The 13,028-nt window shown below is 47.1% G+C and carries 8 protein-coding genes; 2 read left to right on the forward strand and 6 right to left on the reverse strand.

Going from position 1 to position 13,028, the window contains the following annotated elements; all coding sequences use genetic code 11:
• Positions 1–34 precede the first annotated feature (34 nt).
• From D0T87_RS10265 to D0T87_RS10285, 5 genes are all read right to left on the reverse strand, one after another.
• Entirely contained in the window at positions 35–2,359 is a 2,325-nt protein-coding gene (locus D0T87_RS10265) for a TonB-dependent receptor (protein WP_163175037.1), read from the reverse strand.
• A 188-nt stretch (positions 2,360–2,547) separates the two neighbouring features.
• Positions 2,548–3,270, reverse strand: coding sequence for a LytTR family DNA-binding domain-containing protein (locus tag D0T87_RS10270; protein ID WP_163175038.1), 723 nt, complete (start codon positions 3,268–3,270; stop codon positions 2,548–2,550).
• The gene (locus tag D0T87_RS10275; RefSeq protein ID WP_163175039.1) at positions 3,267–4,334 is read right to left on the reverse strand and encodes a sensor histidine kinase; all 1,068 of its coding nucleotides are present in this window, start codon (positions 4,332–4,334) and stop codon (positions 3,267–3,269) included. Before D0T87_RS10275 ends, D0T87_RS10270 begins: the two co-directional genes overlap by 4 nt.
• Positions 4,334–5,329: a sensor histidine kinase gene (locus tag D0T87_RS10280; RefSeq protein WP_163175040.1), complete on the reverse strand. Its 996-nt coding sequence runs from the start codon at positions 5,327–5,329 to the stop codon at positions 4,334–4,336. The genes D0T87_RS10275 and D0T87_RS10280 overlap by 1 nt, the downstream gene beginning before the upstream one ends.
• A gap of 18 nt (positions 5,330–5,347) precedes the next feature.
• Positions 5,348–7,711: a TonB-dependent receptor gene (locus D0T87_RS10285; RefSeq protein ID WP_163175041.1), complete on the reverse strand. Its 2,364-nt coding sequence runs from the start codon at positions 7,709–7,711 to the stop codon at positions 5,348–5,350.
• A gap of 601 nt (positions 7,712–8,312) precedes the next feature.
• Between D0T87_RS10285 and spxB the strand changes: the two genes are divergently transcribed.
• Positions 8,313–10,037, forward strand: coding sequence for a pyruvate oxidase (spxB, locus tag D0T87_RS10290; RefSeq protein ID WP_163175042.1), 1,725 nt, complete (start codon positions 8,313–8,315; stop codon positions 10,035–10,037).
• A gap of 75 nt (positions 10,038–10,112) precedes the next feature.
• On the opposite strand, the gene D0T87_RS10295 is transcribed toward spxB, so the two are convergent.
• On the reverse strand, positions 10,113–10,856 hold the full coding sequence (locus D0T87_RS10295; RefSeq protein WP_163175043.1) for a DNA alkylation repair protein: 744 nt from the start codon (positions 10,854–10,856) through the stop codon (positions 10,113–10,115).
• A 140-nt stretch (positions 10,857–10,996) separates the two neighbouring features.
• On the opposite strand from D0T87_RS10295, the gene D0T87_RS10300 reads away from it, so the two are divergent.
• On the forward strand, positions 10,997–13,027 hold the full coding sequence (locus tag D0T87_RS10300; protein ID WP_163175044.1) for a TonB-dependent siderophore receptor: 2,031 nt from the start codon (positions 10,997–10,999) through the stop codon (positions 13,025–13,027).
• Position 13,028: the final 1 nt, after the last annotated feature.

The following is a 13,028-nucleotide window of genomic DNA, read 5'->3' on the forward strand; positions in this document are numbered from 1 at the left end:
CGCCCCGGCCAGGGGCGGCAAGCCGCGCTGCGCTTTATCCTTTGCCTCCCTGCATAATACCTGAGTCCATATCCGTATTGTTGGTCCGTTTGCTTCCGCCTTTGAATTGTTTACCATAATTCAGGTTGAAAGCAAATTTCACAAGGAACGACCGGTTGTTGCTGGTATGTATTTTAGACGTTACAGGGATGATGGCCGACCAGTTCCTGTTGTCCGTTTTGTATTCGCTGGTGAAGGGATTTAGTACTCCCGCCATGATGGACCAACTGGATTTTTTGTACCCTGCCATGATCGTATACATCTGATCGCTTTTCATCATCTGTTCGCCATACATGGAGCGGGGCGGGGTGATGGTGGTAAAGTTAGCCATCCAGTTGTTGTATGTGAAATCCAGGTTGGCCCTGACTTCATGCATGGTGTATGTATGCCGGTATGTATTTCCTTTGCTAAAGAAACGCTCTATTCTTGGTGTTACCGAAAGACTTAAATGATTCTTCCAGGGTTTGATCGTGAAGGTTGCTTCTGCGCTTAAGTCCTGGAATGATTTTTGATTCTCATACATGCGGACAAAAGTACCGTTGTCGAGGAAGACGGATTCCATGATCGGTTTGAATTCATACTCATAACCTATCAACACATCCACGCCGAAAGCACCTTTGTGATAGCCTGCGGTGAAGCTCTGTCCCAGCGTGTGGAAAATGTTCAGGTCGGGATTCCCCCGGCGCACCTGCCAGGCATCAATGGCCTGCTCCACATCATTCATTGCTGCAAGCGAAGGCGTCTGGTTGCGGAGGTTGACTCTATACCTGAAATATAGATTATTGCTGGGTTCGAATGCCAGGCGGGCGGACGACTGCCAGGTGTATTTCTCTGTATGTGTATCTTTCTGGCTGTAATACAGTCGTATTCCGGAAACATTGGCCATATAGCCCCACTTACCGGCACGCCCCTGGTATTCGGCATAAACCGAGCTTTCTGCCTGACGGAGAGATACATCGGCTATGGTTGTTCCGGCGTATTCATTGTTTGTATATGCCTGTAGGTGTTTCATTCCTGCGGTGATCTTACCTTGTCCGGCTTTCTTCTCGTATATTCCTTCGGCAATGATGGAGTATTTATCTCCGTTGATGTGCGACATGATATCTGTCTCGAGCAGGTTGTCCCGTTTCTCCTGATAGGTGCGGCGGCTGTCTGTATCAATATATGTGCCTACTACGTTGAATATCAATAGCTGGTTGTTGCTAAGGTTTTGCTGGTAATACAGGTCTAAGGCAGGCGATTTACTTTTCTCAACTGTGTGGTCGGAGATTGTCAGTGGAACATCCGATTCGGAGGTGTAGAGCGTGCTTCGCCTGTCTTCGTATCCGTTCGGGAAGTCGTTGTAGGTGTACCTTAGTTGGGCGTTGAAGAAGTAACGGTCTTTTTCCATCAGGCTATAGTTCAGGTTGCCGGCTAGTATGCTTTTATTGAAAGGGGTAGGTTCACCAACTTCAACGCGATGTACTTCGTGATCGGGGAAGATGAGTTTCTCGTCATATTCGCGTGTCCAGTCGGATTTCCGTTTCACGTATGTGGCATTGGCCGATATCTCGGACTTACCGAAGTTATATTTCAGGGCAAGCCTGTCGTCGGCCGATGTTCTTTTTCCACCGATGCTATTGAAAAGTACGCCGTTGGCGTTTCCACCCGATTCTTTGCGGCGTGTAATGTAGTCGATCACTGCATCGGCGCCTCCGAAGCGTACTCCCGGATCATCGTGATACTCAATACGGAGGATATCGGCAGGGGGAATGGAGGCGATTTCTGCACTGGTAACCTCTACCCCGTTCACGCGGAGCTGTACTGTACCACTTCCCGACATGGTGATTTCGCCGGATGTAGGGTCGACCATAATGCGGGGGAGCTGCATCTTACGAAGGATGTCGGTGCCGTCGGTAGACATTTTTATTTGTTCTTCGTTGGGCAGGATGATCTTGCGATCGTTTTTTATTATCACAGAACGGGCTTGTATGGTGACCTCGCTCAGATGGATGGCCGATTGCTTTAATTGTACCTCAATCTCTTCCTGCGGGTTGCGTGATGAGTTGAGAGGCAAACAGGCCGATTCGTATCCTATATAAGAGACGGAGAGGATGCTGTTTTCGTTGGCTGGGTTCGATAGTGTGAAGGTGCCGTTTATATCACTTGTTGTACCTATTATATAGGTGGAGTCTTGCTTGAGGAGCAATACGTTGGCAAAACTAACCGGACTCCCGTCCTTTTCATCAGAGATTTTACCTTTTACTAATTGTTGGGCGTGCGAGAGGCCAGCCACAAAACACAGTAGGGTTGTGGTTAATGCAATAAATCTTGTTTTCATAAATAAATAGCTGTTAATAAATTATTGGATAGCGCTATCTATTTATGTAGACGATTCAACTAAAGCAATATTTTAGGAGGGTATAAAGTAAATGATTCACCGTAGGGGCGGTTCGCGAACCGCCCAATACACAGAATACACAGAAAGCCATTTCCGGGCGGTTCGCGAACCGCCCCTACGGTGAAAACTTAGTTTGATTTGAAAGCATCACCCTTCATCATTTCGTTAAAGAACTCATCCCTGTACGAATTACCAATTGCAATCTCGTGCGTCTTTATAAACACATCGTTATTATTGAAAGACTCGATCCGGTTTCTGTTTACGATATACGATTTATTTATCCGTAGGAAGATCTTCTTAGGCAACAGGTCGTGAATGGTTTTGATATTCATCCGGGTAATAATGCGCTGGCCCTCCATTTGGATGATAACATAATCTTTCAGCCCTTCGATAAAGAGCACATCCTTAAAGTTGACTTTAAAGAAGCGGCGGTCGGACTTTACGAAGATGAAATCTTCCTCCACGTTCTCCACGCTCTTTTCCTCTTCGTCCATCAATAAAGAGTGGTAAGTGATGGCTTTGTTGACAGCCTTACGGAACTTGGCTGGGTCGATCGGCTTGACCAGATAGTCGATTGCATCTACCTCGTAGCTATCCAGTGCATATTCGGAGTAGGCTGTGGTGAAGATAATCAGCGTTTGTCTGGGCAGGATTCGCGCCAGTTCAATGCCATTCATTCCCGGCATCTGGATATCGAGGAATATGAGGTCTACTTCATTGGCCTTCAGGAAATCCAGTGCAGCTTCGGCACTGTTGAAAGCGTCGACCAATTCCAGTTGGGATATTTGTTCTATCTGCCTTGAGATGCCTTTACGAGCAATCGGTTCATCGTCTACAATAATACACTTCATAGTTTGATTTTTAAATGGACGGTATATACCAGGTCCGTTTGAGTTTGTTTCAGTGAATAATGACCGGCAAATAATAGGTCCAGTCTTCTTCGGATGTTTGCCAGTCCCAAGCCCCCTTTTTCTTTCCGGGTTGTGGTATGGATGCCGATGGGGTTCTCGCAACTGAAACTTAACCGGCCTTCCTGCAAACGGAAAGACAGGTGGACGTAAGCCGGCTTATCGCCTGTTACATTATACTTCACGGCATTCTCAACAAAAGGAATAAACAGTAGGGGTGCAATGTCTACGTTGCTCATATCTCCTTCTTGTTTGATCTGGTAAGTGAAGTTATCGCGGCGTGTTTTCTCCAGTTCCAGGTAATTGGTCAGGAACTGGATTTCTGCTTTGAGGCTTACTTTGTCTTGCAGGCTATCGTTCAGTTGGTAGCGCAACAGCTCGTCGAGCCTGAGCAGGATATAGGATGCCATTTCCGGGTCTTCTTCGATCAATATGTTGGCATTGTTGAGCATGTTGAACAGGAAGTGCGGATTGATCTGGCTCTTCAGGAACATCAGTTCCGACTCGGAGGTTGCTTTCCGTAGGTTGTGGATACGTTGCTTACTGATGGCCCATTGTTTGAATAACAGAATGGCTGTGATGCCCCCCAGAAACAGGAATATAGCTAGTAAAGACGACGTAATACTCAGGAAAATGGCCACGCCGGAAGTCTCTTCTTTCTGAATGGCTGCCACATCATAGAAGAGTGCTTGCAATATCATCATAAGGACCAGGGCGAAGAGTGTAAATCCAATGACGGACAGGATATAGGCTACAACCTTCCGCTTGGCCAGGAAGCAGGGGAATAATACATAAGCATTAAAGTAGACGAGCATGTTGAGGAGCGCAAAGTAACCCACTCCGCTGTATATACGGTCTGCTGTCAGGTTCAGTTGGTCGGGTGCATCGAAGAAGTTGCCGATAGCAATGAGTAGAATGACCAGTTGCAGCAGGACGTGTCTGAGCGTATGATATTTGCGGTCGAGCAGGAAAGATGCTATACTATTATTGGTTATTGTTGTTTCCATTACGCTGAAATATCAATGTTAAGTTCAACCTTTCCCGACTGGTGGGTTAACACATATTTGCCGGGGTATTGTAACTCTAATCTTCTTTTGATGGCTTCTATGTCCTTGCTTTGGGGCTGTTTCTTTCCGTTGAAACGGAAATGGAAACGGAGCGAATGTTCTACCACCGTAAAGTATAGTTTCAGTACGGTGCTGTCGTCCATTGTTTCCTGAATTAAGGAGACGAATAATAGAGGCGGAACAAATGCGCGGTGCATATCTCCTTCTACGTGGATTTCGTATTCAAAGTCTTTCCTGTTCATTTGCTCTACACGGAGGAAATTACGTAAGAAGCTGATTTCTCCGTTCAGCAGCACTTGTTCTCTGTTGCAGTCGTAGAGTTGGTATCGTAGTAATGCTCCCAGTTGCATAAGCATTTCGGTGGCTTTCTTTGGGTTTGATCTTACCGATGCCGAAGCGTGGGTTAATGTCCGGGACAGAAAAGTGGGGGTGATCTGGCCCTTTAGCTTGTTGATTTCGGAGGTGAGGTGTTCGTACTGTATTTGTTCTACCCGGGTTCTCTCTTCTGTCCATTGGCGTAAGAATGCAATGGCGGATATCCCCAGGAAACAGATCAGGAATGTGAGAGAGGATGCCAGATTGTCGATCAGAATAAGCGGACTGGTATACGATGTGATTCTATGTGGTAGCGAAAATGCATTCCGGACAAGGTATTCTTGTGCAATAGATATCGTGGGCAGTAGGAGTACAACGGCTCCCAGTATGACGGAATACATCAGGTATTTGCCTTTGAGCAGGAACCTTGGGATAAGGATGTAATAATTGAAAAGAATGGCCACGGCAAAAAGGATAAAGGAGGAAAAACAAACCAGATATATGCGGTTGCCTAACAGGTTGTTACAATCCTGGTAGGCCACGAACGTCATGTTGAACGTGATAATCATTCCTGCCAGGCCGAAGAGCAGATACTTCCAGTTTTCTTTAATCTTGTTCATTTTCCCTCCAAAGTTAAACTAAAAATCGAGCTTATACACCATATTGAATATTGAATTCTTTAGCCTTCGTGGTTCGATGACTCCGGTTTGCAGATTGTATTCGTGCCCGAAATACTCCTTATACCCCGTTGCGTTCAATCCTTTGATGGCAAATTCGTGCGAAACATGCTTGCGGTTCATCCGGTAGCTTACGGTGTAATTGGCCAGGAATATGGGCGATAGTTGCTCGGAGTAAGCCCTGGTTTCATCGTATTGCGTTTCCTTGTCGGGGTGGGCCAGGGTAGCCTGTTCGTCTACGGGCGAGTATCGGTCGCCGCCCTGTAGGGTGAGTTTGAGGTTCACGCCCAGTACGTTTTGCTTGTTTCTGCCTAGCATCCATTCTTTGCCGAACAAACCGTTGACGATGTATTTGCGGTTGTATTTCGTGTCGTACCATACGCCATCTCCGCCGCGGTACTCGGAGTTGAAGACGGATGCGGTGAGCATATAGTACATGCCGCGGGTCATGTATTTCTCGAGCGTAACGTCTATCCCGTAGTTGCGGGCTTTGCCTTTGTTTACCATAGCGTCTTCGATGTATCCCATGCGGCGGTTGAGGATGGAGTAGGAACTGTCGGCAATAACGGGAACGTCGTACAGGAACTGGAGGTAAGGTTCAAGCTTGAGGTTCATGTTGTCGGAGAGCTTGTAGTTGTAGGTCAGCGACAGGTGGTGGGTTTTGGTAAAGCCGAGGTCTTTGTTCACCAGCTCGTCTCCGGTGGCGGTTGTTTTTACGTAGTATACATCCATCTTTTCCATGCGACTGTGCAAACCGTAGGCTAGTGCCCATGAACTTCGGGGAGAGGCTTGCCACTTGATGGCTGCGCGGGGTTCTACGGTCCGGCTGTTGTTCAGCGTCAGCCATTGCCCGTTGATGCCGAGGGTGGCCGAAAGGTTATCGCTGAGGTTGAACAGCGAACTGGTGTAGGCCGAAACGAGGTTGGTGTTTCCCTTTCCCTGCGAGATGGTTTCGAGGGGTTCGCCGTAGAGCGGGGCGAGCTGCATGTTCATGTTGTATCGCATGTTGGTTACCGTAAAACCGGTCCGGTTGGTGTGGCGGGCACTGAATTTCTTGTTGAGGTAAGAGGTGAGTACGAGGTTCGTATATCGGTTCTTGAAATGATTGGCTGGGGTTGAGGAGAGGTCTGCACGGTAGAAGTCTTCCCAAAGTTTCAGGTCTGCATACGTCATGGCGAGCGTTGTTTTTAGCTGCGTGTTGTTGTCGAAGAAGTAACGGTGGCTCAGACCGGTTGCGGCCGATGTTAGTTGCATGTTCGAGCCTTTGGCGTCGTCCATATATTTCCAATCCTGAGGATCGTCGAGGTCAGCGTCGACCCCGTCCTTCAACGCCGTGCCCCATAGGGTGAATATTCCTGCACGTCGGGTGGGGAGGTTTACTTTGAAGTTGAAGTCCTGGAAATCCAATGCCTGCCCTACGTCGCCGATTTTGTTCAGTAAGCCGGTGGTGGAGTAGCGGTAGTTGAAGATGTACGAGGCGTTTCCGGTTTTGCTGAACGGGCCTTCGGATGCGACGTCGATACCCATTAAGCCGGCCTGGAAGGTGTGCTGAGGCTTGCGGTTGTTGCCGTTGCGGAGCTTCATGTCGAATACGCCCGAAACGGCGTTGCTGTATTCGGCAGGAAAGGCGCCGGTGAAGAAATCGGAATTGCCCAGCACGTGGCTGCTAAGCGACGATAGCAGTCCGCCACCCAGCGTAGTGACATCGGCGAAGTGGTTCGGGGTGGGGATTTCTACATCTTCCAACCGCCACTGTAGCAGGCTGGGGGCGTTGCCATGCACGGAGATTCCGTTGTTGCCTACGCTGGGGGCGACTCCGGCGAAGGAGCTTACCAACCGCGCGGGGTCGTCCATGCCACCGGCGTAGCGGGAGGCTTCTTCTACGCTGAGCATGCGGGCACCGGAGAGGGCCATGTTGTTCAGCGGTTGCTCTTTCTGGGTTTGCACGGTGACTACCACTTCGTCCAGCTGATTGGTGCTTTCGGTGAGCTGGATTTCGACGTAGGCTTCTTTGCTGGATGTCAGGAGCATTTCTTTAACAACGAAGGTTTCGTATCCAATGAAAGAGGCTTTCAGGTCGTGACGGCCTACGGGAACGTTTCTCAGCACAAACCCGCCGCTGTTGTTGGTGGTGGTGCCAAACTGCGGGGCATCGGGAAGCAGAATCGTTACGTACGGCAGTGGGGCGCCAGAGGAGCGATCGACAACGATTCCCTGAATGGTTTGTGTCAGTTTATTTTGCGCAGGTTTGCTTTGCGCCAGAGCGTTGTTGTTAACGCAGAACAGGCTCAGTGCCAATAGAATGAATATTATACCCTTTTTCATAATCGAGATTGTTTTAGTGATTGATTAATGTTTTTGTGATTGATTAATGATGCAAAGGTATGTGCCAGGCATACATGCTTTGGGTTTATGAGATTAACCGGCTTGTTTTAGCGATGAAATGTGTTGGTTTGTATACTTACTTTTTGTACGGTTCGGTAGAGGGTGGCGTGTTTCTGTTTGGTTTTGGTGTATTTCTAATTAGTTATGAATGTAAATGATTAGCTGTAGGGGCGGTTCGCGAACCGCCCGAAAATGGTTTCCTGTGTATTCTGGGCATTGGGCGGTTCGCGAACCGCCCCTACAGTAAATCACTCCTTTCCATCCCGTTTTGATAATGATTTACCGTAGGGGCGGGCCTTGTGTCCGCCCTTGACGCTGCATAGTGAAACTAATGATACACCTGGCGGCGTCAGGGCAGACACAAGGCTTGCCCCTACAGCAAGTGGTATTCCAAACCATTAACTTCCTTTTCAACACATTTTACATCAATTCACTCATTTCCATCCAGTTTTGCACCCTCCCGCAACCTTTCCTACCCCTATTTTGTTTGTATATAACCTTCGCTACAGGTAAACTATTACAAACAATAAAAAGAGATAACATGGAAAAGACAATCAAATCAGGCATAGCCATGGTGAATGTATTGGAAAGCTGGGGCGTCGACCATATCTACGGCATACCAGGCGGTTCATTTAACTCAACAATGGATGCACTGTATGCCAAACGCGGCACAGTAAAATACATCCAGGTGCGGCATGAAGAAGTTGGCGCAATCGCCGCCTCTGTTGATGCTAAACTAACAGGAAAGATCGGCGTTTGCTTCGGTACCGCCGGTCCGGGGTCTACCCACCTGTTCAACGGACTATATGATGCACAAATGGACGGTGTTCCCGTCCTTGCCCTTGTAGGTCAGGTAGCATCTACCGCCATGAACTACAACTCCTTCCAGGAATTAAATGAAAACCCGATGTTTGTCGACGTAAGCGTTTACAACCGCACAGTCATGACCCCGGAAAGCCTGCCCTTCGTTATTGACGAAGCCATCCGCCGTGCCTACGAACACAAAGGCGTATCCGTTGTAACCATCCCCGTTGACTTTGGATTTGTAGATATCCCCGACCTGGATATATCTTCCGCATCCAGCCACCGCAAAGGTTACCCCATGCCCGATCCAAAAGATATTGAAGCCGCAGTTAAACTCATCGAAAAAGCCGAAAGACCTGTACTATACATCGGACAGGGAACCCGGGGAGCAACAAAAGAAGTCCTGGAATTATCAGATTATTTCTCCATGCCCATCGTAGCCTCCGTGCTGGCCAAAGGAATCCTGCCGGAAAGCGCACCCAACTTCATGGGAACGGCCGGACGTGTAGCCACCAAACCCGGCAACGAAGCACTCGCAGCATCAGACTTAATCCTGTTTGTTGGAAGCAACTTCCCCTTTGCACGTTTCTTCTTCCCCGCATCGGCCAGGTTTATCCAGGTAGATGTCGATTCGTCTAAACTCGGAAGCCGCAAAAAAGCCGATGTCGCCATACTGGGAGATGCGAAGGAAGCCATGATTCAAATGATAAAAGTTGGACAACAAAGACCCGCCGACAAATTCCTTAAAGCCAACCAACAGAACCGTAAAAACTGGTTAAACTGGCTGAAAAGCTTCGAAGACAGAGACGATGTGCCCATGCGCGCCGAACCTGTGTTCAAAGAAATCAATCGCATTGCTACCGACGACGCTATCTTTGTGACCGATGTCGGCAATGTAACCATCAACGCCGTCCGCCTGCTGAACATGACCGGAAAACAACGCTTTACCACCTCCGGTCTGTTTGCAACGATGGGTTATGGCGTACCAGGCGGTATCGCTGCTGCATTGAGCTATCCCGGCCGGCAAGTATTTACGCTCAACGGCGACGGCGGATTCTCTATGGTTATGCAAGATATCATCACCCAGGTAAAATACAAGCTACCTGTCATCAATATCATCTTCTCCAATGATTCCTTCGGATTCATAGAAGCCGAGCAAGAAGATACCAAACAGACCAAGTACGGAGTCGACATTCTGGGAGCCGATTACGCCAAAGTAGGAGAGGGGTTGGGAGCGAAAGGTTTCACTATAACCCACCGCAGTCAACTAAAAACCGTATTTGACGAAGCACAAAAAAGTGAGCAGCCTGTGGTTATTGATGTAAAACTGGAAAATAAACGTCCCTTACCTGTTGAAGGCTTGATTCTTAATGAAGAAAAGTTTGGTAAAGAAGCCGTTGAGGCTTTCAAAAAGAAATATGAAGTGAAGGATATGCCTACACTGAATGAGTTGTTGAAATAGCACTTTGGAGTGTGTAATGATCTTCACTAGGGGCGAGATTATTACACACTCCAAGTTCATATAATAGTAATCCTCTTATTTAATTTTTAATGTATTCAGATACTCTTTCGTTTCAGGGGCTATCCGGAAGCTTTCGCGGGCTTTCTGAATAGCTTTGTTATGCACAAATTTAGAGAGCACCTTTTGCTCCAATATAGGTAATGTTTTATCGTAGAACTTGATAAGCCCTACGCTGATTGCCCAGGCAATGGCCATATCGACGTAATATTGCCCTTGTGGAACCTCGGTCAAATGCTTTAGTGCCACATCAATCTGTTTCTCATTAATAAAGTAGTCCATCAGCACGATAACAAAAACCCGCTTGGTGAATTCTCCTTCATGGTGCTTTAAGGACATAAAATGCTTAAGTACTTCATCGGGATGCTTCTGGAATATCTTTAATGACGAAATAATAGTATCAACATGTGCCCAGTTGTCGAACCTCAGGATCAACGGGTCTAAGTAGCCGAATAAGGTTTCCAATGGAACCTTTTTAAGCTGTCCCAATACCAGCCCATACAATAAGACATGTTCGTAGCTGGTAAATTCAGCATTTTTTAGATAGGTTTCTATGTCAGGACCTGATACAATTTCCTTTGCCAGCAGTTTAAGAGCAGGCATACGAATGCCGAATATCTCATAGTTGGTTGGAATTAACTTTTCGTTAAATGCTTTATAGTCACTCTCGGCCAATGCGCAGAGTTTTTGGTTTATGGAAGTATTCATCTCGGTGTTGGTTTTTATTTCTCCTGCGTTGATCTCCTTATAAATAGCACACATAACAAAGGTAATGCTTTTTGTTCAACCGTTGTGCTTTTCATTTCTATTTTTACGCTACCTTTGTCCGCCGATATTTAGTGCATTTCCGGGATATATACCTCGGCATGCACTATACTAATCCTAATTTTATATTATTAAAAATGAAACAAAAAAGTTGTTTTAAGAAAGATGTTTTCTTGTTTAAGCGATTCTCCAAGAAAGCATACAGTGCATTTGCAAGTATGCACAAAGTGGTAAACATTGGGGTCGTAACCGGCTGTGTATTGACTGTCGTTCCTTTTACCGGAATCACTGCCCAAAATGCAGAAGGACAATCCAAGAAGCCCGAAATGGAATTGCAGGAATTGGAGGAAGTCATGGTCACGGCCTCGCGGATTGAAACCCCTATCAACCAAACGGCGAAACTCGTTACCGTACTGACTAAAGAGCAAATTCAGCAGGCGCCCGTCCAAAGTATCCAAGACCTGTTAGTTTACGCGGCTAATATAGACCTCGTCCAACGTTCCGGACATGGCGTACAAGCCGACATCTCTATCCGGGGAGGCTCCAAAGATCAAACGGCCATACTTCTAAATGGTGTCAACCTCTCCAACTCTCACACAGGCGTCTACAGCCTTGATATTCCCGTCAACCTTTCCGACATTGAACGTATTGAAATTATCCACGGACCATCGGCACTGATCTATGGTACAAGCGCATTTGCCGGTGGGATAAACATCATCACTAAAAAAAGAGCGGATGCCAAAGCATATGCCCGCTTAGAGGGTGGTATGCACGACCTCCGGGGCATGGAACTCCGTGGAGCTGCCAAACTAGGCATTGCTACTACCAGTCTGTCGGCCGGTTACAGTTCATCCGATGGGCATACGGATAATACGGATTACGATCTTTACAACCTTTTGTTGCAAACCCGGTTGCAGTTTGACGAGCACTCGAAACTCGATCTGAATCTGGGATACAACGACAAGAAATACGGAGCAAACAGCTTCTACACCGGGGCTTATCCGAATCAATACGACCATACCACCCGGTATATAGGCTCACTGAAAGGTGAATTCGGAACGAAGCTCAAGTTTATTCCGATCCTCTACTGGTTCAGGCATTACGATGTCTTTGAGCTCGTAAGAGGCACTGATACGGGGAAAAACCACCACCGGGGAGATACATACGGCACAAACCTCATCTTGCAATATTCTTCTATCTTAGGAACTACCAGCCTGGGTGGAGAAATCAGAAGGGAAGATATTATGAGTAATGTCTTGGGAAAACCTATGTCTGAACCGCACGGTAAATACAAAATGTATGATGACCGTATCAATAGCAGCGCAACGCTGGAGCATACGGCGCAATTCGATCATTTTACCCTTTCGGCAGGGGTATTGATGAATCATACCACACTCGAAAAAGGACTAAAGTTTTATCCCTCGGCAAGTATTGCATACCGTCCCACAGACGAAGTAAACATCTATACCACCTGGGGGAAATCAACACGCATGCCTTCTTTTACGGAATTGTACTACACCACCGAAACTCACGTTGCCAACGAAAGCCTGAAACCCGAACGCTCGCAATCACTCGATCTGGGTATTAAATATAAGAATTCATTGATCAGCGCCTATGCTACCGGTTTCCTGATGTGGGGACGGAACATTATAGACTGGGTAAGGAAGGAAGGCGAGAATGGTAAAATGATTAGTGCATCCTGGAATCACACCGAACTTGATACTCAGGGAGTCGAAATGGGAGTCAGCCTCCGGTTGGGAGAGGCGCTACCCATTCTGGGACAAAGCTCTACTCTCTCATTAAACTATACCCGCATGCACCAGGATTGCGATACAAAAGGTGAGAATTCGCTCTTTAAACTAAATTATCTACGCGATAAATTCACAGCAACATTCAATCATCAGATTTATAAGGGGTTCTCTGCCGGATGGTATTTCAGGTTCCAGAAACGAATGGGCGGATATACCAATTATGTAGATGCGGTAGATGTGGGTATAGCACCCTACAAACCTTTCTCTACACTGGATTTAAGATTGAACTACCAATACGAGGACTTGGCGTTGCATCTGAATCTGAATAACCTCTACGATACCAAACATAACGATGTGGGTGTTATCCCTCAACCGGGCTTCTGGCTGACGGGTGGTATTAGCTATACTTTTAAATAAG

It is taken from the genome of Bacteroides sp. 51 (genome assembly GCF_010500965.1).
Classification (GTDB): domain Bacteria; phylum Bacteroidota; class Bacteroidia; order Bacteroidales; family Bacteroidaceae; genus Bacteroides.